Source organism: Streptomyces sp. NPDC045846, assembly GCF_056431605.1.
In genome coordinates this window covers 1,001,414-1,027,377 of the sequence record NZ_JBWKKJ010000001.1, presented here as the reverse complement: position 1 = coordinate 1,027,377, position 25,964 = coordinate 1,001,414, and the positions used below count along the sequence as shown (strand labels likewise).

23 protein-coding genes are annotated in these 25,964 nt (G+C 73.5%); 14 read left to right on the top strand and 9 right to left on the bottom strand.

The window, feature by feature from the left end; genetic code table 11:
* Positions 1–44 precede the first annotated feature (44 nt).
* Genes AC07F3_RS04565 through AC07F3_RS04555 form a run of 3 tightly spaced genes read right to left on the bottom strand, consistent with a single transcriptional unit; the run spans position 45 to position 3,297 of the window.
* The gene (locus tag AC07F3_RS04565; RefSeq protein ID WP_479110383.1) at positions 45–1,154 is read right to left on the bottom strand and encodes an acyl-CoA dehydrogenase family protein; all 1,110 of its coding nucleotides are present in this window, start codon (positions 1,152–1,154) and stop codon (positions 45–47) included.
* Entirely contained in the window at positions 1,151–2,332 is a 1,182-nt protein-coding gene (locus AC07F3_RS04560) for an acyl-CoA dehydrogenase family protein (RefSeq protein ID WP_479110381.1), read from the bottom strand. Before AC07F3_RS04560 ends, AC07F3_RS04565 begins: the two co-directional genes overlap by 4 nt.
* Positions 2,329–3,297, bottom strand: coding sequence for an NADPH:quinone oxidoreductase family protein (locus AC07F3_RS04555; RefSeq protein ID WP_479110379.1), 969 nt, complete (start codon positions 3,295–3,297; stop codon positions 2,329–2,331). Before AC07F3_RS04555 ends, AC07F3_RS04560 begins: the two co-directional genes overlap by 4 nt.
* A gap of 203 nt (positions 3,298–3,500) precedes the next feature.
* On the opposite strand from AC07F3_RS04555, the gene AC07F3_RS04550 reads away from it, so the two are divergent.
* Positions 3,501–4,418, top strand: coding sequence for an SDR family oxidoreductase (locus tag AC07F3_RS04550; protein WP_479110378.1), 918 nt, complete (start codon positions 3,501–3,503; stop codon positions 4,416–4,418).
* A 6-nt stretch (positions 4,419–4,424) separates the two neighbouring features.
* Here AC07F3_RS04550 and AC07F3_RS04545 read toward each other — a convergent pair whose 3' ends face one another.
* Complete coding sequence (locus AC07F3_RS04545) at positions 4,425–5,261, bottom strand: enoyl-CoA hydratase/isomerase family protein (protein ID WP_479110376.1); 837 nt, start codon at positions 5,259–5,261, stop codon at positions 4,425–4,427.
* A gap of 248 nt (positions 5,262–5,509) precedes the next feature.
* On the opposite strand from AC07F3_RS04545, the gene AC07F3_RS04540 reads away from it, so the two are divergent.
* The gene (locus AC07F3_RS04540; RefSeq protein WP_479110374.1) at positions 5,510–6,937 is read left to right on the top strand and encodes an alkaline phosphatase family protein; all 1,428 of its coding nucleotides are present in this window, start codon (positions 5,510–5,512) and stop codon (positions 6,935–6,937) included.
* 66 nt (positions 6,938–7,003) lie between these two features.
* Here the strand turns inward: AC07F3_RS04540 and AC07F3_RS04535 are convergent, their stop codons facing one another.
* Positions 7,004–7,603 (bottom strand): hypothetical protein, encoded by a 600-nt coding sequence (locus AC07F3_RS04535; RefSeq protein WP_479110372.1) that lies wholly within the window; start codon positions 7,601–7,603, stop codon positions 7,004–7,006.
* Between the two features lie 279 nt (positions 7,604–7,882).
* On the opposite strand from AC07F3_RS04535, the gene AC07F3_RS04530 reads away from it, so the two are divergent.
* The 8 genes from AC07F3_RS04530 to AC07F3_RS04495 all read left to right on the top strand — a co-directional run bounded on the left by AC07F3_RS04530 (position 7,883) and on the right by AC07F3_RS04495 (position 16,266).
* Complete coding sequence (locus AC07F3_RS04530; protein WP_479110370.1) at positions 7,883–9,241, top strand: efflux RND transporter periplasmic adaptor subunit; 1,359 nt, start codon at positions 7,883–7,885, stop codon at positions 9,239–9,241.
* Positions 9,238–10,089, top strand: a complete 852-nt coding sequence (locus tag AC07F3_RS04525) for an ABC transporter ATP-binding protein (RefSeq protein WP_479110368.1) — start codon at positions 9,238–9,240, stop codon at positions 10,087–10,089. The genes AC07F3_RS04530 and AC07F3_RS04525 overlap by 4 nt, the downstream gene beginning before the upstream one ends.
* Entirely contained in the window at positions 10,086–11,303 is a 1,218-nt protein-coding gene (locus AC07F3_RS04520; RefSeq protein WP_479110366.1) for an ABC transporter permease, read from the top strand. Before AC07F3_RS04525 ends, AC07F3_RS04520 begins: the two co-directional genes overlap by 4 nt.
* A 29-nt stretch (positions 11,304–11,332) precedes the next feature.
* Positions 11,333–11,926, top strand: a complete 594-nt coding sequence (locus tag AC07F3_RS04515; protein ID WP_479110364.1) for a DUF5666 domain-containing protein — start codon at positions 11,333–11,335, stop codon at positions 11,924–11,926.
* A gap of 40 nt (positions 11,927–11,966) precedes the next feature.
* A complete protein-coding gene (locus AC07F3_RS04510; protein ID WP_479110362.1) occupies positions 11,967–12,701 on the top strand; it encodes a response regulator transcription factor in 735 nt (244 codons plus the stop codon).
* Positions 12,702–12,713: 12 nt separating this feature from the next.
* A complete protein-coding gene (locus AC07F3_RS04505) occupies positions 12,714–14,207 on the top strand; it encodes a sensor histidine kinase (protein WP_479110360.1) in 1,494 nt (497 codons plus the stop codon).
* A 70-nt stretch (positions 14,208–14,277) separates the two neighbouring features.
* Positions 14,278–15,438, top strand: coding sequence for a betaine/proline/choline family ABC transporter ATP-binding protein (locus AC07F3_RS04500; protein ID WP_479110358.1), 1,161 nt, complete (start codon positions 14,278–14,280; stop codon positions 15,436–15,438).
* Between the two features lie 141 nt (positions 15,439–15,579).
* On the top strand, positions 15,580–16,266 hold the full coding sequence (locus AC07F3_RS04495; RefSeq protein ID WP_479110356.1) for an esterase/lipase family protein: 687 nt from the start codon (positions 15,580–15,582) through the stop codon (positions 16,264–16,266).
* A gap of 11 nt (positions 16,267–16,277) precedes the next feature.
* On the opposite strand, the gene AC07F3_RS04490 is transcribed toward AC07F3_RS04495, so the two are convergent.
* The 3 genes from AC07F3_RS04490 to AC07F3_RS04480 are packed head-to-tail and all read right to left on the bottom strand — an operon-like array spanning position 16,278 to position 18,564.
* Complete coding sequence (locus AC07F3_RS04490) at positions 16,278–17,216, bottom strand: ABC transporter substrate-binding protein (RefSeq protein ID WP_479110354.1); 939 nt, start codon at positions 17,214–17,216, stop codon at positions 16,278–16,280.
* Positions 17,213–17,887 (bottom strand): ABC transporter permease, encoded by a 675-nt coding sequence (locus tag AC07F3_RS04485; RefSeq protein ID WP_479110352.1) that lies wholly within the window; start codon positions 17,885–17,887, stop codon positions 17,213–17,215. The genes AC07F3_RS04490 and AC07F3_RS04485 overlap by 4 nt, the downstream gene beginning before the upstream one ends.
* On the bottom strand, positions 17,884–18,564 hold the full coding sequence (locus tag AC07F3_RS04480) for an ABC transporter permease (protein ID WP_479110350.1): 681 nt from the start codon (positions 18,562–18,564) through the stop codon (positions 17,884–17,886). Before AC07F3_RS04480 ends, AC07F3_RS04485 begins: the two co-directional genes overlap by 4 nt.
* Before the next feature lie 161 nt (positions 18,565–18,725).
* On the opposite strand from AC07F3_RS04480, the gene AC07F3_RS04475 reads away from it, so the two are divergent.
* Complete coding sequence (locus AC07F3_RS04475; protein ID WP_479110348.1) at positions 18,726–19,016, top strand: hypothetical protein; 291 nt, start codon at positions 18,726–18,728, stop codon at positions 19,014–19,016.
* Between the two features lie 50 nt (positions 19,017–19,066).
* On the opposite strand, the gene AC07F3_RS04470 is transcribed toward AC07F3_RS04475, so the two are convergent.
* Positions 19,067–22,249 carry an amidohydrolase family protein gene (locus AC07F3_RS04470; RefSeq protein ID WP_479110346.1) on the bottom strand — a complete coding sequence of 1,061 codons (3,183 nt, stop codon included), beginning with the start codon at positions 22,247–22,249 and terminating at the stop codon, positions 19,067–19,069.
* Between the two features lie 448 nt (positions 22,250–22,697).
* Between AC07F3_RS04470 and AC07F3_RS04465 the strand changes: the two genes are divergently transcribed.
* The 3 genes from AC07F3_RS04465 (at position 22,698) to AC07F3_RS04455 (ending at position 25,963) form a co-directional block, all read left to right on the top strand.
* Entirely contained in the window at positions 22,698–23,858 is a 1,161-nt protein-coding gene (locus tag AC07F3_RS04465) for a mandelate racemase/muconate lactonizing enzyme family protein (protein ID WP_479110344.1), read from the top strand.
* Positions 23,855–24,868, top strand: coding sequence for a zinc-dependent alcohol dehydrogenase (locus AC07F3_RS04460; RefSeq protein WP_479110343.1), 1,014 nt, complete (start codon positions 23,855–23,857; stop codon positions 24,866–24,868). The genes AC07F3_RS04465 and AC07F3_RS04460 overlap by 4 nt, the downstream gene beginning before the upstream one ends.
* A gap of 111 nt (positions 24,869–24,979) precedes the next feature.
* Positions 24,980–25,963: a hypothetical protein gene (locus AC07F3_RS04455; protein WP_479110342.1), complete on the top strand. Its 984-nt coding sequence runs from the start codon at positions 24,980–24,982 to the stop codon at positions 25,961–25,963.
* Position 25,964: the final 1 nt, after the last annotated feature.

The following is a 25,964-nucleotide window of genomic DNA, read 5'->3' as shown; positions in this document are numbered from 1 at the left end:
CGGGGGCGGCCGATGGCCTCGCGCGGGCGACCCCCGGCTGCCGGTCAGGGCGCGCGCAGGTCGATCAGTTCCGCGAGGGCCGCGCGGTGCTCACCGGCCGAACCGAGCGCGATCTGCGCCGACTTGGCCCGCTTGAGGTAGAGGTGGGCCGGGTGCTCCCACGTCATGCCGATGCCGCCGTGCAGTTGCACACACTCCTCCGCCGCGTGCACGGCGACCTGGGCGCAGTACGCCTGGGCGACGGCCACCGCGAGGGGCGCCTCGGGGCTGCCCGTGGCGAGCGCGTCGGCGGCGTTGCGTGCGGCGGCCCGCGCCGAGACGACCTCCAGCCAGAGCTGCGCCATCCGGTGCTTGAGCGCCTGGAAGGAGCCGACCGGCCGGTTGAACTGCTTGCGTTCGCGGGTGTACGCCACCGTCTCGGTCAGGCACCACTCGGCGACCCCGAGCTGCTCGGAGGCCAGCAGTCCGGCCCCGGCGAGCAGCCCCCGGCGCACGGCGGCGGACGTCGCCTCGGCGTCGGCCAGCAGCGTCCCGACCGCGCCGTCGAGACCCACGGAGGCCAGCGGCCGGGTCAGGTCGAGCGGGGTGAGCGCGGTGACGGCCGCATCGCTCGCGTCGACGGCGTACAGGCCTTCCTCGGTCGGCACCAGGAGCACGTCGGCGGTGGCCGCGTCGGCGACCGCGGTGACGGTCCCGGCGAGGGCTCCCGGCAGCCGCACCGTGTGCGGTCCGGCCGAGAACGGCACGACGAGGGCCGCCGTGCGCGCACCGGACGCCAACTCCCGTACCAGGAAGGCCACTTCCTCGGTCTCGGTGTCCAGCGCGAGGAGCACCTCGGTGGCGACCACCGAACTCGTGAGGTACGGCACGGGAGCCACCGCGCGGCCGATCTCCTCCAGGACCACGGCGGCCTCGCGGTGCGAGGCGCCCTGCCCGCCGAGCTTCTCGGGCACGAGCAGCCCCGCGAGCCCCATCCCGGCGCCGGGCGAGCGCCACAGCTCCGGGTCGTAGGGCGCGTCCGACTCGGCGCGGGCGAGCGCGGCGGGGGTGTCGGTGCGGTCGGCGAGCAGGGAGCGCACGGCGGCCCTGAGGTCGTCCTCGGCCTCCGAGTACAGCAGGTCCGGGGCGGCTGCTTCGTCGGTCTGTGCTGTCATCGGGACAGGTCCTTCCAGGCGACGTCCTTGTCGTTGCGCGGCTCGGCGGGCAGGCCGAGGACGCGTTCGGCGACGATGTTCAGGAGCACTTCGCTCGTGCCGCCCTCGATGGAGTTGCCCTTCGAGCGCAGGTAGCGGTATCCGGCGTCGCGGCCGGTGAAGTCGACGAGTTCGGGCCGGCGCATGGTCCAGTCCGAGTACAACAGGCCGTCCTGACCCAGGAGTTCGACCTCCAGGCCGCTGATCTCCTGGTTGAGGCGGGCGAAGGCGAGCTTCATGCCCGAGCCCTCGGGGCCGGGCTGACCCGCCACGAGCTGCTGGCGCAGCCGCTCACCGGTGAGCCGGGCCACCTCGGCCTCCACCCACAGGGTGAGCAGGCGCTGGTGCAGGTCGTGGGTGCGAAGTTCCGGCCGCTCGCGCCAGGTCCGGGCGACGGGGCCGATCATGCCGCCCTCGCGCGGGATGCGCATGCCGCCGATGGAGACCCGCTCGTTCATGAGGGTGGTCTGGGCGACCTTCCAGCCCTCGCCGATCCCCCCGAGCCGGTGGGCGTCGGGGATGCGCACGCCGGTGAGGAACACCTCGTTGAACTCGGCCTCGCCGGTGATCTGGCGCAGCGGCCGCACCTCGACGCCCGGGTCGGTCATGTCGCAGATGAAGTAGCTGATGCCCTGGTGCTTGGGCAGGCCGGGGTCGGTGCGGGCGATGAGGATGGCCCAGCGGGCGAGGTGGGCGCTGGAGGTCCACACCTTCTGCCCGTCGACCACCCAGTCGTCCCCGTCGCGTACGGCCCGGGTGCCGAGCGCCGCGAGGTCGGAGCCCGCGCCGGGCTCGCTGAACAGCTGGCACCAGACCTCCTCGCCCACCCACAGGGGCCGCAGGAAGCGCCGCTTCTGCTCCTCGGTGCCGTACTTGAGGACGGTCGGAGCGGCCATGCCGAGGCCGATGCCGATGCGGCGGGGGTCGTTGTCGGGCGCCTTGGCGGCGGCGAGTTCGGCGTCGACGACGGCTTGCAGGGAGCGCGGCACGTCCAGACCGCCGAGGCCGACCGGGTAGTGCACCCAGGCGAGCCCCGCGTCGAAGCGGGCCTTGAGGAAGTCGAGGGGCTCGGTCGTGGCGGGCGGGTGCGCGGCGAGCAACTCGCGTACCCGTGCGCGGAGTTCGGCGGCGTCGGTCATCGGGCGGCTCCGTCCGTCAGGACGACCACGCGGCCGGTGGTCGTGCCGTCGGCGACGCGCTGCACGGCGGCCGCGGCGTCCTTCAGCGGGACCCGCTCACTGATGAGCGGCTTGATCGCGCCCTCGGCGGCGAGCCGGGTCAGCCGCTCGTGGCAGCGCGCGATCGACGCCGGGTCCTTCTGGGCGTACAGCCCCCAGTGCAGCCCGAGGATCGAGTAGTTCTTCACCAGCGCGTGGTTGAGCGCGGGCGCCGGTACGGATCCGCTCGCGAAGCCGACGATCACGATCCGGCCCTCGAAGGCGACGCACTTGGCGGACTTCGCGTACGCGTCGCCTCCGACCGGGTCGTAGATGACGTCGGCGCCGCGCCCGCCGGTCGCCCCCTTCACTGCCGCCACGATGTCGTCGGTGCGCCGGTCGATGACCACGTCGCACCCCAACTCCCGTGCCACCGCAGCCTTTTCGGGTCCGCCGACGACTCCGATGACGCGGGCTCCCGCGGCCTTGCCGAGTTGCACGGCCGCACTGCCCACTCCCCCGGCGGCGGCGTGCACGAGCAGCGTCTCGCCCTCCTGGAGGTGCGCCCGCCGGTGCAGCCCGAACACGCCGGTCTGGTACCCGATGTGCAGGGCCGCGGCCTCCGCGTCGTCCAGGGCGTCGGGCGCGGGCAGCAGGGCCGCCTCGTCGGCGACGACGTACTCGGCGAGGCCCCCGTGGGGCAGCGCCGGGTTGGCGATCACCCGGCGGCCGTCCTCGGTCTCGCCGCAGATCTCCACGCCCGGCGTGAACGGCAGCGGCGGCCGGATCTGGTACTGGCCGCGGCAGAGCAGCGCGTCGGGGAAGTTGATGTTCGCGGCCCGCACCCGCAGCAGCACCTGGCCCGCACCCGGCACCGGCCGGTCCACGTCTTCGAGCCGCATCACCTCGCCCGGCTCGCCGTTCTCGTGCACTCGCCATGCCTGCATTCGGGGCCTCCACACGCCGGGCGCGATACGGCTGCGTACCGCTGAGTACGTTCCACTGCTCCGATGCATACTAAGCGGTCGCTTGCCCCGGGGGAAAGGGCTCGCCCCGGCCGGGCCGCTCCTGGGGACACGTGGACGTGCGGACCCGAGCCCGGTGCCGCACGGCCATGGCGGTTTCGGGCGGCAGCCGATAGAGAGGCGCCATGGACGACACCGCCGCACAGCCGCCGCGTCCCGCGCACCCCGGACTGCCCGCCCCTCCCCCGCTCGGCACCCGAGCGCTGCCGCCCGGCACGTACGAGGGCAGCGTGGTCCTGGTGACCGGCGGCGGGTCGGGGCTCGGCAGGGCGATGGCGGCCGAATTCGCGCGGCTGGGTGCCGATCTCATGATCGTGGGCCGCTCCGGGGACCGGCTCGACGCCGCCGCGAAGGAGTTGGGCGGGCTCGGCGGGCGGGTGGCGGTGGCGGTGTGCGACATCCGGGACCCGGAGCGGATCGCGGAGGTCTTCGACGCGGCCGAATCCGCGCTCGGCCTCCCGGCCGTGCTGGTCAACAACGCGGCCGCGAACTTCCCCTCTCCGGCCGAGGACCTGTCGCCGAACGCCTGGCGGGCGGTGCTGGACATCACCCTGACCGGCACGTGGTTCATGACCCGCGAGTTCGCCCGCCGCCACTTGGCGGCCGGCACCCCCGGCTCGGTGATCAGCATCGGCGCCTCGTACGCCTGGACCGGCGGCCCGGGGCACGCCCACTCGGCCGCGGCGAAGGCGGGCGTGCGCAACCTGGTCGAGACGCTGGCCGTGGAGTGGGGCCCGTACGGGATCCAGGTCAACGGGCTGGTGCCCGGGCTGATGCCGCACCCGGACCTCCCGGAGCCGATCCGCGCGAGTCTCGACCGGGCCGCTGACGACGGCGAACTGGCGCTGCGTCAGCCCGCGTTGCGGGTGGGAGAGCCGCGCGAGCTCGGCTGGGCCGCCACCTTCCTCGCCTCCCCCTACGCCCGCTTCATCAGCGGCCACACCCTGGTGGTGGACGGCGCGAACTGGCAGCGGCGCACCCTGGTGACACCGCCCGTGAGCACGGTGCGCGAGCAGCTGGGCCGGGGGCCGGTCGGGCGGTAGCCCGGTTCACTTCCCCTCGAAGGCCGCGGGACGCCGCGCGGCCTTGGCGGCATAACCCTCGCGGGCGTCCTCGGAGGTGAGGGTGAGGGCCGCGGCAAGGGCCGTGCGGTCGAGCGCCTCGGCGAGACCCGCGTCGGCGAACGCGTCGATCGCCCGCTTGACCGAGCGCACGGCCAGAGGCGCGTTGGCGGCGATGTCGGCCGCCACCTCGCCGGCGACCTCCTCCAACTCGCCCAGGGGCACGACCTGTTGGAGCAGGCCGATGCGTTCGGCCGTGGCGGCGTCGATGCGGCGGCCGGTGAGGGCGAGCAGTTTGGCCCAGCCCGCGCCCGCGTCGCGCGCGATCCGCAGATCGCCCCCGGCGTCGACGGCCACCCCGATGCCGGTCTCCGGCAGCGCAAAGACGGCATCGTCGGCGGCGATGCGGATGTCGGCCATCAGCGCCAGCTCGAAGCCGAAGCCGAGGCAGTAGCCCTGCACCGCGGCGACCACGGGCTGCGGCAGCCGGGCGAAGGCGGCGAAGCGCTCGTGGGCCCAGCGGATGCCCTCGTAGTAGCGGTGGGTGCGTTCGGCCGGTGAGCGTCCGGTGATGGCGCCGCCGGGCGCGGTGACGTCGATCCCGGCGCAGAAGGCCCGCCCCTCGGCCCGCAGCAGGACCACCTTGACCGACTCGTCGAAGCGGATGCGGTCCGCCATCAGGCCGAGTTGGCGGCTGGCCTCCCAGCTCCAGCCGTTCAGCTGGTCGGCCCGGCACAGGGTGAGCACGCCGACGCCGGAACCAGTGACCTCCAGCCGCATGCGCTCCTCGCCCTCGGCGACCCGCCGGTCCAGGGTGTCGATCATCACCGCGCCACTTCCCTATGCTGACTACCCGTCAGGTCTGTCGAGACTAGGGGACTTCCGCGTGCGGCGCACCCCAGGGCGGGTCGCCGTGCGGGCCGGGTGACGCTCGGGCCCGGGCTTCGTGAAGCCCTCGCTCTTCGTTGGGCGTGCGTTCACCGGTTGCCCCCGCCGCCTCACACCGAACACCGCGAGACTGACTGGCAGGTCCACGTCACTGGTCTCAACCGACAGCTCTGAAAGGGGCGTTCATGGCCGAGTTGACACGACGCAGACTGCTGGGATCGGCGGCCGGAGCCCTCGGTGGCGCGGCGGCACTCAGCCTGCTGCCGCCCAGTGTGCAAAAGGCCGTCGCCGCGGGACCACCCCGCGGGGGCTCCCTGCGCGACGTCGAGCACGTCGTCATGCTGATGCAGGAGAACCGGTCGTTCGACCACTACTTCGGCACCCTCTCCGGCGTACGCGGGTTCAACGACCCCGACGCCCTGAAGCTGCCGGGCGGGCGCTCGGTGTTCTACCAGCCCGACACGGTGAACCCGAGGGGCTACCTGCTGCCCTTCCACCTGGACACCCGCAGCACCAGCGCGCAGGCCATCCCGTCCACGAGCCACGCCTGGGCGGTCCAGCACCAGGCCTGGAACGGCGGCAGGATGGACCGGTGGCTGCCCGCGCACCGCAAGGCGGACGGCGCCAACGGGCCCTATGTCATGGGCTATTACACCCGCGAGGACATCCCGTTCCAGTTCGCGCTCGCGGAGACCTTCACGATCTGCGACAACTACTTCTCCTCCGTCTTCGGCCCCACCTGGCCCAACCGGCTGTACTGGATGACGGGCAGCATCGACCCGGGCGGCACCAAGGGCGGTCCGGTGATCAGCAACTCCGCGCCGACGCCGTACCGCTGGACGACGTACGCCGAGCGGCTCCAGGCCGCGGGCGTCAGCTGGAAGGTCTACCAGCAGGACGACGACTACGGCTGCAACCTGCTGGAGCAGTTCAAGGCCTTCCGCGACGCCAAGCCCGGCTCACCACTCTACGAGCGCGGAGTGCGCCCGCAGCCCGAGGGCACCTTCGAGGACGACGCCCGGGCCGACCGGCTCCCGGCCGTCTCCTGGATCATGCCGACCAGCCACCAGTCCGAGCACCCCGACTATCTGCCCGCGGCGGGAGCGGACTTCGTGGCGCGCAAGATCGAGGCCATCGCGTCCAACCCGAAGGTGTGGGCGAAGACCGCGTTCATCCTCAACTACGACGAGAACGACGGCCTGTTCGACCACGTGCCCCCGCCGACCCCGAAGGCGGGCACCGCGGACGAGTTCGTCGGCGGGCTGCCCATCGGCGGCGGATTCCGGGTGCCCGCCATCATCGTCTCGCCCTGGACCGTGGGCGGCTGGGTGGCGAGCGAGGCCTTCGACCACACCTCCGCGCTGCGCTTCCTGGAACACTTCACGGGGGTCACCGAGCCGAACATCAGCCAGTGGCGTCGTCGTACCTTCGGCGACCTGACCTCGGCCTTCCGGTTCAGCGCCGCCTCACCCCGGCCGCCGAGGCTGCCGGACGACACGGCCAAGCAGCTGGAGGAGGCCCAGCGCGAGGTGGCCACGCTGCCGAAGCCGAAACTGCCCGGCGCCGACCAGTCCTTCCCCCGGCAGGAACCCGGACAGCGCCCGCACGTCTAGTCCGCGCCCACCGCCAGACGCCTTCCCCGCCCGGGCTGCTCCCAGCCGGGCGGGGAAGGCTCGCGCTCAGGCCGCAGGGCTCGCGGACGGGGACGGAGATCCCGGGTGACGCTGCGGGAGCAGGGCCTTGCAGACCTGGAAGGCCTGCGCGGACTTGGGGTCCGCGGTGTCGAGACCGCGCATGCCGCCCGCGCCCGGCGACGCCGAGGGCAGCACGACCCCGTGGTCCTTGAGGCAGCTGGTGAAGGCCTTCATCGCGGTGCCGCCGCCACCGCCACGGCCGTTGAACTGCGGGCGCTCGCTCGCGCAGGCCTGCACGGCCTGCCGCTGCGCCGGATCGGCAAAGGCGCCGCCCCCGAAACCGCCGGATCCCCCGGGCCCGTGCGTGCCGTCGGTCGGCCGGCCCGAACCCCTCGGCCTCGCGCTGCCGCTGGGCCGGGGCGCCATCGTGACCCCGTGCTGCGCCAGGCACTGCCGGTAGGCGTCCATCCCCTTGGCTCCGGCCGACGTTGAGGCGGAGGGCGACGCCTGGGCGCTGGTGCCGGCGGCCGAGGACGAGCAGGCCGCGAGCAGCAGGCCGCACGCCGCGACGGCGCCGGCGCAGAGCCCGGCCCGCACGGCGATGGCGGCCCGCGCGGTGGCGGGCCGGCGCTTGGTCCAGGTCATGTCCGGTCTCTCCTCGGTGCGGTGGTCTGACGGCGGCCTCGCCGGCGTCGGTACGCCGTCGGCGACCCATGACTGAACCGCACCCGGGTGGGCGCCTCCGGGGGAAGGGCTGGGAGTTCCCTGGGCGACAAGGCGGCCACAGGACTCCCGGGGCCCAAGCGAGGGGACCATACGTCCCCGTACGTCCGTGATGCGCCGTTCGACCGGCGTTCGCGCTCCCAGACAACTCCCAGAATGCTCCCAGGGCTTCCAAAGTGCGGGCGACCAGGATCCGCCGTCATGAAGGTGCTCCCACGACGGCGCAAAGCCGTCCTGATCAACTCGGTGCTCGGTGTGGCCGTCCTGGCTGGCGCCGGCGGCGCCTACGCGGCGGTGACCAGCCCCAGCGACACTCCCGCGCGGGCCGACGCGAAGACGGTCACGGTCGCCAAGGGCACGGTCCTCGCCACCGTGTCCGGCTCCGGTTCCCTGGCCTCGCCGAGCGACGCGGGGGTGAACTTCACCACGGGCGGCAGGCTCACCGAGGTCGACGTCAAGCCGGGCGACAAGGTCACCAAGGGCCAGGTGCTCGGCAAGGTGGACGCCACCGCGGCCAAGGAGACCCTCGCCCAGGACGAGGCGTCGCTGACGGCGGCCCGGGCCAACCTCACCAAGGTGCAGGAGGGTCAGCCGAGTTCGAGCACCGCGTCAGGTTCGGGCGGCGGCTCCTCCTCGCGTGGCTCCGCCAGCGTCGCGTCCGCCCCGGCCGCCTCCCCGACGGTCGACCCCGCGCAGCTCGCACAGGCCGAGGCCCAGCTCACGCAGGCCCAGAACGCGGTGGACGCGGCGCAGCGCGCGGTGGACGGCACCACCTTGACGGCCCCGGTGGCCGGGACCGTCGCGGCGGTGTCGGCGAAGCCGGGCGACACCGTCTCCGGCACCGGTGGCAACGGCACGAGCGGCGGCAACGGCGGCTCGGGCGGCGGCTCCACCTCCGGTGGAAGTAGCGTCAGTTCGTCGTCGTCGGCCCTCTCGGGCTTCGTGGTGCTCACCAACCCGTCCGGGATGCAGGTCACCGCGGACTTCTCCGAGGCCGACGCGCTCAAGCTGCGGCCCGGCCAGGCCGCCACCGTCACGCTGAACGCGGAGTCGGGCACGGTCCTCAACGCCAAGGTCCTGTCGGTGAGTTCGCTTCCCGTCAGCAGTGGCTCCGGCTCGGGCGGCGGCAACAGCGGCTCGGGCAGCGCCGTGCAGTACGCCGCCACCCTCACCATCACCAGTCCCACCACCGAGCTGCGCACGGGGCTCAGCGCGAGCATCCAGGTCGTCACGGGCGAGGCGTCGGGCGCCCTTTCGGTGCCGACCGCCGCGGTGACCGGCACCGGCGCGGGCCGCACGGTGACCGTGGTCAAGGCCGACGGCACCACCGAGCGCACCCCGGTCACGGTGGGCCTGGAGGGCGACAGCACCGACCAGATCCTCAGCGGGCTCAGCGAGGGCGAGAAGGTGCAGCTGCCGAGCGTGTCCGCGACGGGCAACGGCGGCTTCCCCAGCGGCGCCTTCCCCGGCGGCTTCGGCGGCGGTGGCGGGCGGACCCGCGGCGGCGGTGCCGGGGGCGGCGGCTCCCGCGCCGGTGGCGGCGGGGGTGGCCGCGGATGACGCCGCCCCTGTGGTCGCGCGGCGCCGCCGCGCTGCCCGAGACGGCCTCCGACGCGGGCCCCTGGGACCCCGCTCCGGTGATCGAGGTGCGCGCGCTGATCAAGACGTACGGGCACGGCGACGCGGCCGTGCACGCCCTCAGCGGGCCCCTCGACCCGGCGAGCGGCCAGGCCCTGGGCGTCGAACTGAGCGTCCAGCAGGGCGACTTCGTGGCCGTGATGGGCAGTTCCGGCTCCGGCAAGTCGACCCTGATGAACATCCTGGGCTGCCTCGACGTGCCGACCTCCGGGCGGTATCTGCTCGACGGCATCGACGTGGGCGGCCTCGACGAGCGCCAGCTCTCGCTGGTCCGGAACCGCAAGATCGGCTTCGTCTTCCAGTCGTTCAACCTGGTGCCGCGCACCTCCGCGCTGGCCCAGGTCGAGCTGCCGCTGGCGTACGCGGGGGTCAAGCCCGCCGAGCGGCGCAGGCGGGCCGAGGCGGCCCTGATGCTGGTCGGCCTCGCCGACCGGATGGACCACCGCCCCAACGAGCTCTCCGGCGGCCAGCAGCAGCGTGTGGCCGTCGCCCGGGCCCTGGTCACCGCGCCCGCGATGCTGCTCGCCGACGAGCCCACCGGCAACCTCGACAGCCGCAGCACCGAAGAGGTGCTCGCGGTCGTGGACCGCCTGAACGCGGCGGGGCGCACCGTCGTCCTGATCACCCACGAGGACGAGGTCGCCCACCACGCCAAGCGCGTCATCCGGCTCGTCGACGGAAGGATCGTCGAGGACGTGCGGCAGGCGCCCGTGGACGGTTTGCCGCCCGCCCTGCGCGAGGACGAATCGCTGGTCGGAGGCGGCCGGTGAACGCGTTCGAGACGCTGCGCTTCGCCTTCGGCGGGCTCGCGGCGAACAAGGTGCGCTCCGCCCTGACCATGCTCGGGGTGTTGATCGGCGTGGCCGCGGTCATCGTGCTGCTCGCCGTCGGCAACGGCTCCTCGCAGGCCGTGAAGGACTCGATCGAGAAGCTCGGCACCAACGCGCTGACGGTGTCGTCGGGCGGCGGCTTCGGCGGCTCGCGCTCCGCGGGCGCCACCGTCACCAAGCCGCTCACCGTGGACGACGCGAAGGCGCTCGCCGACCCCGCGACGGCGCCGCACATCGAGTCGGTCGCGCCGGAGACCACCACCTCCCAGACCGCCCTGTACGAGGGCACCTCGCACACGGTCGGGCAGGTCGTGGGCACCTATCCCGCCTACTTCAAGGCGTCCAACAGCAAGGTGGCCAAGGGCGACTACTTCAGCGCCGACGACGTGCTGGGCTCGCGCAAGGTGGCCGTGATCGGCTCGACCACGGCGACCGACGTGTTCGGCACCGCCGACCCGGTCGGCAGGAGGATGACGCTCGGCGGCACGCCGTTCACGGTCGTCGGAGTGCTCGCCACCAAGGGCGGCACCGGCTTCCAGGACCCGGACGACGTGGTGATCGCGCCGCTGCCGACCGTACAGAACGCCTTCACCGGCTTCGGTTCGATCGGCCAGATCCTCGTCGAGGCCACCTCGGCCGACGCCACCACGCCCGCGCAGAACGAGATCACGACCGTCCTGATGGGACGGCACGGCATCAAGGACCCGAACGCGCTCGACTTCCGGGTCAGCAGCCAGGCCTCCCTGCTCACCACGCAGGCGGACACCAACAAGACGTTCACGGCACTGCTCGGCGCGGTGGCCGCGATCTCGCTGCTCGTCGGCGGGATCGGCATCACCAACATCATGCTCGTGACGGTGACCGAACGGACCCGGGAGATCGGCATCCGCAAGGCGATCGGCGCCCCCCGGGGCGTCATCCTCGGGCAGTTCCTCGCCGAGTCGACGCTCCTGTCGCTCATCGGCGGCGGTCTCGGTGTCGCGGCGGGCCTGATCGGCTCGCACTTCACCATCGTCGGCATCAAGCCGGTGATCATCCCGGAGTCGGTCGTCGGCGCCTTCGCCATCGCGGTGGCCATCGGCCTGTTCTTCGGCGGCTACCCGGCCAACCGCGCCGCGAGCCTGCGGCCCATCGAAGCCCTGCGGCACGAATGAACCCCATGTACGGACAGGGAGAAGCGGACATGTTCGGCAACGCCGAGACAGTGGAGAGCGCCGGCCCGACCAGGACCGGCAGTCCGGAGCACATCCTCGCCGAACCCCCGGACGCCCGGGACATCTCGGCCGAGCTCAGTGCTCCGCCCCGGCCCCGGCTGCCGTGGCTCACGCTGCTGCTCTCCGGCGGTCTCGTGGCGGGGCTGGCCTTCGCCGGCGGCGCCCTGGTGGAGAAGGGCCAGAACCAGAGCGGCACCCCGTCCGCGGCCGCCCGCGGCGGCGGGCAGAGCGGCCAGCGGCAGGGCTTCGGGACGGGGCAGGCCGGGCAGGGCGGCCAGCGCCAGGGCTTCGGCACCGGCCCGGGCGCGGCGGCCGGGCTGACCATCGGTACGGTGAAGCTCGTCGACGGCAGCACCATCTACGTCACCGACACCCAGGGCAACGTCGTGAAGGTGACGACGGCCGGCAGCACCCAGGTCACCGAGTCCAAGAGCGGCAAGGTGTCCGATCTGCAGCCGGGCCAGACCGTGACGGTGCGCGGCAGCCAGAATGCCTCCGGGGATGTCGCCGCGACCACCGTCACCCAGGGCGGCGCGAGCGGCTTCGGCGGTGGCCGGGGCTGATCGTCCGCCCGCCGCCCACGCCGCCACGAGGAGGAAACCGATGGCCCCGAAGGACGCGGTCGCGCCCGAGGCGAGCCTGCTCGTCGTCGACGACGAGCCCAACATCAGGGAACTGCTCTCGGCCTCGCTGCGCTTCGTCGGCTTCCGGGTCGTCTCGGCGGCCACCGGGGCCGACGCGCTGGCCGCCGTCGCCAAGGAGCGCCCGGACCTGGTGGTGCTCGATGTGATGCTGCCCGACATGACGGGTTTCGCCGTCGTGCGCCGGCTCCGCGAGGAGCCCGGCGCGGGCCCGGGCCCGGACCACCTCCCGGTGCTGTTCCTCACGGCCAAGGACGGCGTCGACGACAAGATCAGCGGTCTGACGGCGGGCGGCGACGACTACGTCACCAAGCCGTTCAGCCTGGAGGAGCTGATCGCCCGGATCCGCGCGATCCTGCGCCGCACCGGCGGCCCGAGCGGCGAGGGCCGCCTGATGGCGGGCGATCTGGAACTCGATCCGGTGGGCCACCAGGTGCTGCGCGGCGGTCGGCCCGTCTCGCTGTCCCCCACCGAGTTCAAACTGCTCGCCTATCTGATGGCCAACGCCGACCGGGTCGTGTCCAAGCCGCAGATCCTCGACCATGTGTGGGCGTACGACTTCGGCGGCGACCTCAGCATCGTCGAGTCGTACATCTCGTACGTGCGCCGCAAGGTGGACTCCGGGGCCGACGGCGCGCCCAAGCTCATCCACACCGTGCGCGGCATCGGCTATGTGCTGCGCCGCCCGCAGTCCTGAGGTGCCCACCCGATGCTGAGACACCTCCGGGGGCGGCTCGGGTGGCTGCCGCGCCGCTTCGCCGCGCTGTCCCTGCGCTCGCGGCTCGTGCTGCTCGCCATGGCCCTGGTGGCGCTCGGGCTCACGGTGAGCGACACCGTCGTCCTGAGCTCGGTGCGCGGCCAGTTGGTACAGCGGGTCGACCAGCAGCTGAACCGGTTCGGGGACTCGGTGGCGCACCGGGTCGGCGTCGAGGGCACCCCAGCGCCCCGCGCGGGCCGCTCCGGCGGCCGGGCCTGGCTGCCCAGCCAGTACGTGATCGCGTTCGCCACCGCCGACGGCAAGGTCACCGAGCAGTTCCGCCAGCCCGTCGCGGCGGGCGACCCCCGGCCGCTGTGGCCCGTGATGGACGCGCGGGCGCTGCGGGCCCGCATGGGCAAGCCCTTCGAGGTGCCCAGCGACCACGGCGGCGGCAGCTGGCGGATGCTGATCGTGCCGGTGGACAGCGGCGACCCGGCGCGGCCCGCCGGGGTGGTGGTGGCCGCGCCGCTGGAGGAGGTCTCCTCCACGGTCGACCACCTGGCGACCTCCTTCCAGCTCATCGGCGTCGTCGTGGCGCTGCTGCTCGGGGTCGCGGGGTGGTTCGCGGTGCGGGCGGGGCTGCGCCCGCTGCGCCGCATCGAGGCCACCGCGGCCGAGATCGCCGCCGGACGCCCGCTCTCGCACCGGATGCCGGACGCCTCCCCGCGTACCGAGGCGGGCCGGCTGACCAGCGCGCTCAACGGGATGCTGGCGCAGCTGGAGTCGGCGTTCGCCGCGCGCGCCGAGTCGGAGGAGCAGATGCGGCGCTTCGTCGCGGACGCCAGCCACGAGCTGCGCACCCCGCTGGCCGGCATCCGGGGCTTCGCCGAGCTGTACCGGATGGGCGCGCTGCCCGACGAGGCCGACGTGAAGCGCACGATGGCCCGGATCGAGAGCGAGGCGGTGCGCCTGGGCGGTCTGGTCGAGGACCTGCTCACCCTGGTCCGCATGGACGAGCAGCGGCCGCTTCAGCTCGCCCCGATGGACCTGCGCACCCTCGCCGTGGACGCGCTGCACGACACGCGGGCGCTGGATCCCGCGCGCGAGGTGACCCTGACCGGGCCCGGCGGCACGGGCGCGCCCGGCCCCGCCCCGGTGCTCGGCGACGAGGCGCGGCTGCGCCAGGTGGTGGCGAACCTCGTCGGCAACGCCGTGGCGCACACCCCGTCCGGTTCCCCGGTGCGCATCGGTGTGGGCGCGGCCGGGGGCCGCGGCGTCATCGAGGTCGCCGACTCGGGCCCCGGCCTCGCCCCCGAGCAGGCCGCCCGGGTCTTCGAGCGCTTCTACCGCGTGGACGCCTCGCGCAGCCGGCAGGCCGGGGGCGGCGCGGGCCTCGGCCTAGCCATCGCCTCGGCGCTGGTCCAGGCGCACCACGGCACGGTCGAGCTGGAGACCGCCCCCGGCGAAGGCGCCGTCTTCCGGGTGCTCCTGCCCGCCGCGCCCTGAGCGGGCCCGGCTCCCACTCCGGCGGACCGGCCCGAGTGCGGGCGGCGGCCAGGGCTCCTAGCGTGGGTCCATGATCCGGTTCGAGCAGGTCAGCAAGGTCTACCCGGACGGCACCCGCGCCGTCGACGACCTGTCCTTCGAGGTCGCCAAGGGCGAACTGGTCACGCTGGTGGGGCCGTCCGGCTGCGGCAAGACCACCACGATGATGATGGTGAACCGGCTCATCGAGCCCACCGCGGGCCGCATCCTCGTCGAGGGCGAGGACATCGCCACGCTCGACCCGGTCAAGCTGCGCCGCCGGATCGGCTACGTCATCCAGCAGGTCGGCCTCTTCCCGCACCGCACCGTCCTCGACAACACGGCGACCGTCCCGGCCCTGGTCGGCTGGAAGCGCGCCAAGGCCCGGGAGCGGGCCGCCGAACTGCTCGACCTCGTCGGCCTGGACCCGGCCACGTACGGCCCGCGCTACCCGGCCCAGCTCTCCGGCGGCCAGCGCCAACGGGTGGGCGTGGCACGGGCGTTGGCGGCGGACCCGCCGGTCCTGCTGATGGACGAGCCGTTCGGCGCGGTGGACCCGGTGGTGCGCGAACGCCTCCAGAACGAGTTCCTCGGCCTCCAGGCGACCGTGCGCAAGACCGTCCTCCTGGTGACCCACGACATCGAGGAGGCCGTGCGGATGGGCGACCGCATGGCCGTGTACGGGTCCGGGCGCATCGAGCAGTTCGACACCCCGGCGTCGGTGCTCGGCGCTCCGGCGACCGCGTACGTGGCCCAATTCGTGGGCGCGGACCGGGGGTTGAAGCGTCTGTCGGTGACGAGGGTGGAGCCCGACGACCTGGAACAGCCGCCGCTCGTACGGCTGGACGAGCCCGCCGGGGCGGCCGCGTCGCGGCTGCGCGGCGAGGACGCGCGGTGGGCCGTGGTGCTCAACGAGGAGGGCGAGCTGCACGGCTGGGTCGCCGTGGAGGAGCTCTCGCTGGCCGGGGCGGGATCGGTCGGCGACCTGGCCCGGCGCATGGAGGCGTGGGTGCCGCTCGGGGCGCCGCTCAAGCAGGCGTTCAGCGAGATGCTCCAGTACGACGCGGGCTGGGTGGCGGTGGTGGACGGCGCCCGCTTCGTCGGCGTCCTGACCCCGGCGAAGCTGCACGAGGCGCTGCGCCGCTCGGTGGACGCGGACGCGCTGGGGGTGGCGCGGGGCGACGTCGACTTCGACTCGGTCGCCGACGCGTAGGGGGCGTGGTGCGGGTGTTCCCTCCTCCGTCCCCCGCGGGGAAACCGGGCCCCGCACGCCTCTTACCTTCCGCGGAGCGCCTGGCTACCATCCGGTAGCCCCCGCACGGGGCACCCCACACCCACCCCCGCTGGAGCCGCCATGCGCCTCGCCACCGCCGCCACCGCGCTCGCCCTGCTCACCGGCACGCTCACCCTCGCCCCCGCCGCCCACGCGGCCCCGCCCCCGGCCTCCGCGCCGATCCCCGTGGTCTTCGTGCACGGGCGCAACGCCGACCCCGGCGTCTGGGGCACCATGAAGGACCGCTTCCGGCAGGCCGGTTACCCCGACGGCGACCTCTTCGCCTGGGGGTACGACTCCAGCCAGTCGACCAACGAGGTGCTGGCCGGCCGCTTCGCCGCGTACGTCGACTCGGTGCGCGCGCAGACCGGCGCCGCCCAGGTGGACATCGTCGCGCACAGCCAGGGCAGCCTGCCCACCCGCTGGTACGTGAAGTTCGGCGGCGGCGCCGCGGTCGTGCGGCACTGGGTGTCGCTGGGCGGGCCCAACCACGGGACGAGTCTGGCCTGGGCGTGCGCGATCTGGGACCAGGGGTGCCGGGACATGACGCCGAACTCGTACGTCGAGAGCCATCTGGCGAGCGGCGACGAGACGCCGGGGGCCACCCGGTACGCCACCTTCTGGTCGGACTGCGACGGCTTCATCCTGCCCAACAGCAGCGTGCCGCTGTCCGGTGCCGTCAACACCGACGCCGGATGCCTGGCCCACAACGACCTCCTGACCGACGCCCCCACCGCCCAGGGTGTTCTCACCTTCCTGAAGCAGTAGGCGAGTTGGTTTCAGATGAGGTGCTTGGACTTCAGGTAGTCGCGGGCCACGTCCTCGGGCAGCCGGCGCCAGCTGTCGACCTGTTCGTTCAGGGACGCGAGGTCGGCGGTGGTGAGCACCGTGTTGAGCCGGCCGAGCGCGCCGGTCACTCCGGCGCTGCCCGCCCGTGAACGGTTCACCACCGGCACGATGTAGTCGGCGTTCTGCAGATGCTTGTCGTCGGCCAGCAGCACCAGGCCGAAGCCGGAGAGCGTGGCGTCCGTCGTGGTGGTCAGGACCATCTGGTCCTGACCGCTCTGCACGGCCTGCTTGGCCTGGGTCGTGCCGACGCCCTTGGGGTCGACGGCCGTGACGTTGATCCCGTACGTCTTCTTCAACCCGGGCTCGCAGTAAGGGCGTTGGACGCACTCGTCGCCCGCCGCGAGCCGCACCGGAAGCTTCGCCGCGCCGAGGTCGCTCAGCGTCCTGAGCCGGTGCTCGCGCGCGTAGGACCGCGCGACGGCGAAGGCGTTCTGGTCCACCGCCCGGCCGGGGTCGAGGACCGTGAGGCCGCGCGGGCCGGCCAGGGCGCGCAGGGCCTTCATCGTGCGGTCCAGGTCCGGCGAGCCGACGGGCTCGGCGTCGGGGCCGTGGGTCTTGGAGTTGAGCCAGTCCGCGAAGGTGGCGGCGTATTCGGGCACCACGTCGATCTGGCCGCTCTCCAGGGCGGGTTCGTAGATCTCCCGGTTGGTGACCGAGAGGATCTTCGTGCCGTAGCCGGCCCTGGAGAGCAGCAGCGCGTACATCTGGGCGAGGAGGTCGCTCTCGGTGAATCCGGCGGTGCCGATCGTCAGGTGCTTGCTGTCGCCGGGCGGCGCGGTGACTGCGCCCTGCCGCTCCAGGCTCGGCCCCGTGGTGCAGGCGGTGGCCGCCGTCAGGGCGAGGGCGGCCAGGAGCAGGCGCGGCCTCATCCGAAACCGCCCCTCGCCCACTGCGGCGCCAGGCGCTGGACCGCCTCGAAGACTCCCTCCACGACGAGGGCGAAGACCGCCACGAGCATGGCGCCCGCGACGACCTGGGGTGTCGAGGCCAGGTTGAAGCCGGCGGTGATGATCCGGCCGAGCCCGCCGCCGCCCGCGAGGGCCGCGAGGGTGGCGGTGGCGACGAGCTGGACGGCGGCGATGCGTACGCCGGTGAGGATCAGCGGGAGGGCCAGGGGGAGTTCGACACGGAGCAGGAGTTGGCGTCCGGTCATGCCCATGCCCCGGGCCGCGCGCACCACGTCCCGGTCGACCTCGCGCATGCCCACGTAGGCGTTGGTGAGCAGCGGCGGCACGGCGAACAGGATGAGCGCGATGACGGTCGGCAACTCGCCGTGCTTGCCGAGCGGGGTCAGCAGGAGCAGCACGAGGACGGCGAAGGTGGGCACGGCCCGGCCCACGTTCGAGATGTTGACGGCGAGCGTGCCGCCCTTGCCCAGGTGGCCGAGCACGAGGGCCACCGGCAGCGCGATGAGGCAGCTCAGGACGAGGCACAGCGCGGTCAGCCAGAGGTGTTCGCCGAGCCGGTGCCCGATGCCGTTCTCGCCCGACCAGTGGGCGGCGGAGGTGAGCCACGACCAGGCGTCGGCGAGTGTGTTCACGCGGGTTCCGCCCTCGTCCAGGGCGTCAGCAGGCGCTGGATGGCGAGCAGCACCAGGTCGGCGGCCACGGCGATCACGACGCACAGCACGGACGCGGTGAGCACCTGTGCCTTGAAGTAGGTGTTCATCCCGGAGTAGATCAGGTTGCCGAGTCCGCCGTAGCCGACGATGGCGCCGACCGTCACCAGGGAGACCGCGGAGACGGTGGCGATGCGCAGACCCGCCATGGCGGCGGGCACGGCGAGCGGGAGTTCCACGGCCAGGAGCAGCCGTACCGGCCCGTACCCCATGCCGCGCGCCGCCTGCCGGGTGTCCTCGGGGACGGCGCGCAGCCCGGCCAGGATGTTCCGTACGAGCAGCGTGAGGGAGTACAGGACCAGGCCCGCGATGACGATCGAGGCGGAGAGGCCGTAGACCGGCAGCAGCAGCGAGAACATGGCGAGGGAGGGGATGGTGTAGAGGATCGTCGTCACCCCGAGCACCGGTCCCGCGGCCCAGCGCCAGCGGCGGGCCGCGACGGCCAGCGGCACGGCGACGACCAGGCCCAGCGCGACGGAGACCGCGGTGAGGTGGAGGTGCTGGAGCACCGCGTCCCAGAGGATCTGGCGTCGGCTCGACAGATAGGCGCCGCAGATCCAGTCATTGCGCGCGAGGCAGTCGTCGGGAGGCGCGGTCACCCGTTCATTGGAGCCCGCGGCCGCGGACGGCCGCGCGTCCTGGTGCTCTGTTCGGGGCACGCGTTGGCACAGCGGGGCAAAAGGGGGACGCTTGAGGTAGGTACGGCCGGGAGTGACCGGTGCGTCGAGGGCACCCGCCCGGTCGGGGAGAGGTGAGTGTCGTGCGCGTACTCCTGAAGGCCGTTCTCGACACCGAGAAGACCAACGACGTCATCCGCAACGGAACCATGCAGAAGTCGATGCAGGCCGCGATGGAGGCCCTGCGTCCCGAGGCCGCCTACTTCACCGCCGAGGAGGGGTGCCGCACGGCGCTCATCTTCTTCGACCTGGCCGACCCGTCCCAGATCCCGAAGATCGCCGAGCCGTTCTTCATGGACATGGGCGCCAAGGTCTCCTTCGTCCCTGTCATGAACGGGGAGGACCTGGAGAAGGGGCTCGCCGCCCTCGGCTGACGTTCGGCGGCCCGGAGGCCGGACCACGGGGGTGGCCCGGCCCGGTGGTCTCAGAGACCGGCGTCGCAGCAGCCGTCGCGGCGCATCAGGCGGCCCACCTCCAGCCAGTTCTCGGCCGTCGCCGCGGCGTGCCGCTCGTGCGGCTCGAACGTCCCCACCAGTTCGTCGGTCGTGTACGGCACGCCTCCCCTGAGGACCCCCGTGGTGTGCACCAGGGAGTCGAAGTCCGTGAACGGGTCGCCGTCGACCAGGGTGAGATCGGCGAGCTTGCCCCGCTCGACCGTGCCGAGGTCCTTGTCGAGCCCGAACAGCCGGGCCGGCAGGACGGTCGCCGTCCGTAGCGCCGCGGCCGGGGACAGGCCGCCGCGATGCAGGGCGCGCAGGCTCAGGTGGAGCGAGAGTCCCACCGGCACGAGTGGCTGGTCCGTGCCGAGCGCCACGAGTCCGCCCCCTTCCAGGACCCGGCGGTAGACGTCGGTCTCCGTGCGCAGGGTGGCCAGCTGGGCCGCGGTCGGCGCGACGCCCGACGCCTTCCGCACGGCCGCCGAGTCCCAGGGCGGCATGACGGTGGTGACCCGGGGGTCGTCGGCGAGCGCGGGGTCCGCGCCGAGCAGCGGCGCCGAGGTGAACGGCGTCACGATCAGCGCGAAGTTGATCCCCCGGGCCGTGTAGATCTCGATGACGTCCTCGTAGGCGTGCCCCGTCGCGCTGGTGGCGTGCCCGAACTCGGCGCGCTGAGTGGCGAGCAGATGGGTCGTCAGGTCTTGGCCCACCTCGACACCCGGGGAGACGAGGTGGCTTCCCGAGCGCACGCCGAGGCGCTCGTGCGCGAACCGGGCGGCCTCCCGCATGATCCAGCTCGGCGCCCGGACATAGGTCTTCACGAAGTCCCAGTCGAGGGCCGCGCCGCGTTCAAGGGACCGCTGGAGACCCGCCTCGGTGCGGTGGGCGCGGCCCATGCTGTAGGCGACCCGTGATCCGTCGAGCAGCTCCCCGGTGGTCAGCAGCCGGGGCCCGGCGAGCTGCCCGGTGGCGACGGCCTCGCGGATGCGCGCCTGTTCGTAGGCGAACCCGCCGAGCGACACGGCGGTGGTGATGCCGTACGTGAGCTGTCCGACGGTCTGGCGCCCGCCGTACGTGCTCTGCCAGGGGTGGGTGTGGGTGTCCCAGAGCCCGGGCACGACGGTGCGGTCCGAGGCGTCGATGCTGCGCAGCGCGCCGCGCTTGCGGTGGGGTTCGACGGCGGCGACGCGTCCGGCGCGCACCACGATGTCGACGTCGTCCCGCACCGATTCGCCGGTGCCGTCCCAGAGCCGCCCGGCGTGCACCACGGTGTCGGCGGGCGCGGGCCTGCGCTGGTCGAGGGCGATCCGTACGGTGCGCGCGGCGCCGCCGTCGACGCCGATGAGCCGCAGCCGGGCGCCGGAGAGGTAGAGCAGCGTCTTGGAGTCGCCGGACCAGGAGGGATGGTCGGCGGGCTCGGTGGTGAGGGTGCGCGGCGGGCCCTGCGGGGTGCCGTCGGGGGCGACGGGCAGCAGACACAGGGCGGATTCGACGACGACCGCCATCCAGCGGCCGTCGGGCGACCAGACGGGGCCCGAGTCGTAGCGGTCGGCGATGGAGGCGTGCGGGGCGACGGCGTGCAGCCGGTCGGCGCCGGTGCTGGTGTCGACGACCCGGATGACGTTGTAGCCCTCGCGGAAGCGCAGGTTGAGGCGGTTGCGGTCGCACAGGGCCAGATACCGGCCGTCGGGCGACCAGGTCGGGCGGCCGGGCAGTCCGCCCGCGCCGAGCGCGGCGACCAGCACGCGTTCGGTGCCGCTCGCGAGGTCGCGTACGACGAGCCGGCCGGACATGTCGATCGCGGCGAGCCGCGTCCCGTCGGGTGAGAGCGCCGGGTGCACCCGGCCGCCGGTGGTCAGGGCGCTCTCGTCCCCGGTGGCGAGATCGCGCCGGTAGACGCCGAGCAGCCCGTCCCGGTCGTCGGCGTACAGGAGGGAGCCGCCGTCACGCGCCCAGACCGGCCCCAGCAGATAGCGGGTGGCGGACGACTGGCGCAGGCGCTGCGGCGGCCGGGAGCCCGACGTGTCCGCGAGCCAGAGCGAGTTGAGGGCCGCGAAGGCGATGCGCTTGCCGTCCGGCGACAGCGCGGGCAGGTGGATGCCGCGCACCGGGCGCACCCGTTCCTCGCCGAGGTCGTAGGACTTGACCTGGTAGCGCGGCCGGTCCACGGGCAACACGCCCTCGAACGCGATGGTCTCCGGCTCGGCGGGGTCGTCGGGGCGCACGAGGGTGAACCGGCCGTCCAGGGTGAGGAGCAGCTCGCCGTCGGCCGTCCAGCGCGGGGGCATCGGGGCGATGTCCCCGGTGACCGGGACGGGCTTGCCGTCGACGACCAGGACGCAGGAGGCATTGGGCGCGGCCGTGGTGCGCAGATAGGCCAGGCGACGCCCGTCGGGCGCCAGGCACGGCGTCATGACTTGCGCGTTCTCGGTCTCGGTGTGCTCGACGGTGACCGCGCCCGCCCCGTCGGCGGGGACGGCGGCGACGGTTCTGGCGTCCACGCCGAGCCCGAACGGCGTGGTGACGGCCTGGGCGCGGACGAACAGGATCCGCTTGCCGTCGGGCGACCAGGTGGGGTCGAAGTCCTCCCACGGACCGTTCTGGAGCGGGCCTTCCTGTCCGGCGAGCCCGGTGAGGCGGGTCAACCGGCCGGTGCGCAGGTCGAGTACGTGGATGCGGTACGGGCTGCCCGCCACGGGATCACCGGCGCGCTCCGAGGCGAAGACGATGCGGGTGCCGTCGGGCGACCACGCGGGGCCCCGGTCGTCCCAGGGGCCGTCGGTGTGCTGGCGCACCTGTGAGCCGTCGGGCCGCATGGTCCAGATGTGGTAGTTGCCGCTCTTGTAGGCGCAGAACGCGATGAGCCCGCCGTCGGGCGCGTACACGGGGCGGGTGGGTTCGAGTCCGGCCGGGGTGAGGGGCTCGGCCCTGCCGCCGGCGCGGGGCAGCGACCACAGGACGTCCTGCACCTCGGCGATCAGCCGGTCACCGGCGGGCGAGAGGGTCGCCGCGCCGTTGGTGGACTGCGTGAAGTGGAGCGAGAGTCCGGTGCGCGGCGCGGCCAGGGCGGGCACGGGGCCGACGGCGGTGACGGCTCCGGCCGCGCCCGCGGCGGCGAGGAGTTGGCGGCGGGAGAGGGAGAAGGGGGTGGCGGTGTTGTCACGGTCCATGGCACAGCACGCTCGCGCACCGTGCGCCGCAGGGGCAACACCGCCATTCCCGCCACATGGGTACAACCTCCCGTGAACCCCCGTGCGGAACAACGCCCTTGGGCCGCCGCCCAGCCGGTGCGCACCTCCGGGACCGTGACCGAGTACGGGGCGAACGGGGCGGTGAAGGTGGGTGCCGCGGCGTTGACGGTGTCGGTGCGCGGGGCCACGGCGAGCGGGTCGGTGAGGGGGTCGCTGAGCGTTCGAGATTTCGGACGGCTTTCCGCAGGTCGACGACGGGGAGCATTCCGCCTCCTCCGCCCCCGCGTCAACACCTCCGCACCACCCGGGAGCGGTTCCTGTCCGACCCATTGACACCCCCCGCCGCACGTCATTACCGTCACGCCAGAATTTCGAACGCATGACGAAATATCGAACGTCATGGACAGCAGCCCCGGGAGCAACTGCCTTGCGAATCACGGGAATCAGCACGCACGTCGTCGGGACCCCCTGGCGCAACCTCACCTACGTCCAGGTCCACACCGACGAGGGCCTGACCGGCGTCGGCGAGACCAGGATGCTCGGCCGCACCGACGCCCTGATCGGCTATCTCCGCGAGGCGGAGGCCAACCACATCGCGGGATCCGATCCGTTCGCCGTCGAGGACCTGGTGCGCCGGATGAAGTACGGCGACTACGGGCGGGCCGGCGAGATCGTGATGTCGGGCATCGCCGTGGTGGAGATGGCCTGTTGGGACATCAAGGGCAAGGCCCTCGGCGTGCCGGTGTGGCAGCTGCTCGGCGGCAGGGTGACCGACCGGGTCAAGGCGTACGCGAACGGCTGGTACACCACCGAACGCACCCCGGAGGCCTACCACAAGGCGGCCCAAGGGGTCGTCGAGCGCGGCTACCGGGCGCTGAAGATCGACCCGTTCGGCACCGGGCACTACGAGCTGGACCATCAACGGTCGCTGTACGCGGTCTCGTTGATCGAGGCGGTGCGGGACGCGATCGGGCCGGACACCGAGCTGATGCTGGAGATGCACGGCCGCTTCTCTCCGGCCACCGCCGTGCGCCTGGCCCACGAGCTCGCGCGGTTCGACCCCGCGTGGCTGGAGGAGCCGGTGCCGCCGGAGAACCTCAAGGCGCTGGCGAAGGTCGCGGGCAAGGTCGACATCCCGCTCGCGACCGGCGAGCGCGTCCACGACCGGATCGAGTTCCGCGAGCTCTTCGAGTCGCAGGCCGCCGACATCATCCAGCCGGACGTCGGCCACATCGGCGGCATCCTGGAGACCCGCAAGCTGGCCGCGACCGCGGAGACCCACTACACCCTGGTCGCACCGCACAACGTGGGCGGTTCGGTGCTCACCGCGGCCTCCCTCCAAGTGGCTGGCTGCACACCGAACTTCAAGATCCTGGAGCACTTCAACGACTTCGCGGACGCGGACATCAAGAAGGTCGTCAGGGGCGCCCCGCAGGTGGTCGACGGCTACTTCGAGCTGCCACAGGCCCCCGGCCTCGGCGTCGAGCTCGACGTGGACGCGGCGGCCGAATTCCCGCAGCAGCAGGCCCGGTTCGACCTGTGGGCCGAGGGCTGGGAGAAGCGCGACCCGTCCGGGGCGCGCGGATGAGCAGCCGCGCGATCGTCGTCGACGCCCCGGGCGGCCACCGCCTGGTCAACGGCGTGCGCCCGGAGCCGGGGCCGGGGGAGGTCGTGGTGCGGGTCGCCGCCGCCGGGGTCTGCCTGAGCGACCGCGAGGTGTACGACGGCCACCGCGCCCCCGGCTACGTCCGCTACCCGCTGGTCCCGGGCCACGAGTGGGCCGGCACCGTCGAGGTCGCCGGGCCGGGCACCGACCCCGCGCTCGTCGGGCGCAGGACGGTCGCCGAGGGCTTCCGCACCTGCGGCACCTGCGAGCGCTGCCGGTGCGGCGAGACCTCGCTGTGCACGGCCGCCTACGCCGAGACCGGGTTCACCCACCCCGGCGGCTTCGCCGACCACGTGGTGGTCCCGGCCCGACTGCTGCACCTGCTGCCCGACGACGCGGACCTGCGGGCCGCCGCCCTCCTGGAACCCGCGGCCGTGGTCGCCGCCGCGGTACGGGCCGGCGCGCCCGAGCCGGGCGAGCGCATCGCGGTCGTGGGCGCGGGCACCCTGGGCCTGCTCGCCGTCCAGTTCCTGGCGCGCCACTCCCCCGGCGAGCTGGCCGTGATCGACCCCCGGCTCGAACGGGCCGAACTGGCCCGCGACATGGGGGCGACCGAAGCCCGCACCCCGAGCTTCCGCGACGACGTGCGCGGTCGCTACGACCTCGTGATCGAGACGGCGGGCGCGCCCTCGACGGCGGCCGACGCGGTCCTGCTCGCCCGGCGCGGTGGCCGGGCCGTCCTCACCGGCATGTTCGCGCCGGGCGCCACCGGCATCGACCCCGTGCACCTCTCGCTGAGCCAGCTCACCGTGCGCAGCGTCTTCGGGGCGTCCTCGGCCGCGTGGTCCTTCGCCGTCCGGGCCTACGCCACCGGCCTGATCGACCCGGCCGCACTGATCACCCACGAGTTCCCGCTGGAGCGGTACGCCGACGCGCTCGCGCTGGTCGGCGGCGGCGACCCCAAGACCGGAAAGGTCCTGCTGCGCCCCTAGGCACGCCCCCCTCCCCATGGCCCCCAGCCCCAGGACTTCGTACCCAATGAGCCGAACCACGTTCGACATACCGAACGTCGCGAAGGCCCGCTCACGCAAGGAATCCCGCCTGTGACCGACACACCACCCCTTTTCCGCGCCCCCGCGGGACCCCGCCGCCCCGGCGAGCGGGCCCTCTCGGCGCTCGGCCTGGCCGCCCCCGCCGACAACCCCGCCGACTCCTCCCCGCACGTCTTCCCCGACGGCGGCACCTGGCGCACCGAGATCCCCTCCGTGGAAGGCCCCGAGGCGCTCGCCGTCGTCCTCAAGGAGTCCTCCCGGCTCGACGTGCCCGTGCACCGGGTCAGCCAGGGCAGCGGCGTCTGGATGCTCTCCGACGCGGAGATCACCGAGATGGCCGAGGCCTGCGCGGCGCGCGGCATCGAGCTCTGCCTGTTCACCGGGCCGCGCGGCACCTGGGACACCGGCGGCTCCACCCGTACCGCCTCGGGCGGCGCGGGACTGCGCGCCCGGGGCCACGACGCGCTGGCCGGGTGCGTCGAAGACGCCCTACGGGCAACGGAGTTGGGGGTGCCCTGCCTGCTCGTCGCCGACGAGGGAGTGCTGTGGACCCTGCACCGGCTGCGCGAGCGGGGCCTGCTGCCCTCGGACACCACCCTCAAGGTCTCGGCGCTGATCGGCCCGGTCAACCCGGCCTCCGTCTCGGTGTACGAGCGGCTCGGCGCGGACTCCGTGAACGTGCCCTCGGACCTGACGGCCACGCACTTCACCGAGATCCGCCGGGTGTCGGGCATCCCGCTGGACCTGTACATCGAGGCGCCGGACGATCTCGGCGGCTATGTGCGGATGTACGAGGCGGCCGAGCTGATCCGGCGCGCCGCCCCGCTGTACCTCAAGTTCGGCCTCTCCCGGGCGCCCGGCATCTACCCGTACGGCGCGCACCTGCGGGACGCCGCCCTCGACACCGCGCGCGAGCGCGTGCGCCGCGGCCGGCTCGCGCTCGACCTGCTCGCCCGGCACGGCGCCGACGGCGGCATGTCCCCGCTCGGCTCGCGTCTCCCCGGCCCCCTCAACCGCTTCTCCCCCAAGGACTGAT

What these genes read in the sequence shown, in the direction of transcription:
- AC07F3_RS04565 (WP_479110383.1), bottom strand. Translation starts at nt 1,154, where the DNA reads ATGACAGCACAGACCGACGAAGCAGCCGCCCCGGACCTGCTGTACTCG.
- AC07F3_RS04560 (WP_479110381.1), bottom strand. Translation starts at nt 2,332, where the DNA reads ATGACCGACGCCGCCGAACTCCGCGCACGGGTACGCGAGTTGCTCGCC.
- AC07F3_RS04555 (WP_479110379.1), bottom strand. Translation starts at nt 3,297, where the DNA reads ATGCAGGCATGGCGAGTGCACGAGAACGGCGAGCCGGGCGAGGTGATG.
- AC07F3_RS04550 (WP_479110378.1), top strand. Translation starts at nt 3,501, where the DNA reads ATGGACGACACCGCCGCACAGCCGCCGCGTCCCGCGCACCCCGGACTG.
- AC07F3_RS04545 (WP_479110376.1), bottom strand. Translation starts at nt 5,261, where the DNA reads ATGATCGACACCCTGGACCGGCGGGTCGCCGAGGGCGAGGAGCGCATG.
- AC07F3_RS04540 (WP_479110374.1), top strand. Translation starts at nt 5,510, where the DNA reads ATGGCCGAGTTGACACGACGCAGACTGCTGGGATCGGCGGCCGGAGCC.
- AC07F3_RS04535 (WP_479110372.1), bottom strand. Translation starts at nt 7,603, where the DNA reads ATGACCTGGACCAAGCGCCGGCCCGCCACCGCGCGGGCCGCCATCGCC.
- AC07F3_RS04530 (WP_479110370.1), top strand. Translation starts at nt 7,883, where the DNA reads ATGAAGGTGCTCCCACGACGGCGCAAAGCCGTCCTGATCAACTCGGTG.
- AC07F3_RS04525 (WP_479110368.1), top strand. Translation starts at nt 9,238, where the DNA reads ATGACGCCGCCCCTGTGGTCGCGCGGCGCCGCCGCGCTGCCCGAGACG.
- AC07F3_RS04515 (WP_479110364.1), top strand. Translation starts at nt 11,333, where the DNA reads ATGTTCGGCAACGCCGAGACAGTGGAGAGCGCCGGCCCGACCAGGACC.
- AC07F3_RS04510 (WP_479110362.1), top strand. Translation starts at nt 11,967, where the DNA reads ATGGCCCCGAAGGACGCGGTCGCGCCCGAGGCGAGCCTGCTCGTCGTC.
- AC07F3_RS04505 (WP_479110360.1), top strand. Translation starts at nt 12,714, where the DNA reads ATGCTGAGACACCTCCGGGGGCGGCTCGGGTGGCTGCCGCGCCGCTTC.
- AC07F3_RS04500 (WP_479110358.1), top strand. Translation starts at nt 14,278, where the DNA reads ATGATCCGGTTCGAGCAGGTCAGCAAGGTCTACCCGGACGGCACCCGC.
- AC07F3_RS04495 (WP_479110356.1), top strand. Translation starts at nt 15,580, where the DNA reads ATGCGCCTCGCCACCGCCGCCACCGCGCTCGCCCTGCTCACCGGCACG.
- AC07F3_RS04490 (WP_479110354.1), bottom strand. Translation starts at nt 17,216, where the DNA reads ATGAGGCCGCGCCTGCTCCTGGCCGCCCTCGCCCTGACGGCGGCCACC.
- AC07F3_RS04470 (WP_479110346.1), bottom strand. Translation starts at nt 22,249, where the DNA reads ATGGACCGTGACAACACCGCCACCCCCTTCTCCCTCTCCCGCCGCCAA.
- AC07F3_RS04460 (WP_479110343.1), top strand. Translation starts at nt 23,855, where the DNA reads ATGAGCAGCCGCGCGATCGTCGTCGACGCCCCGGGCGGCCACCGCCTG.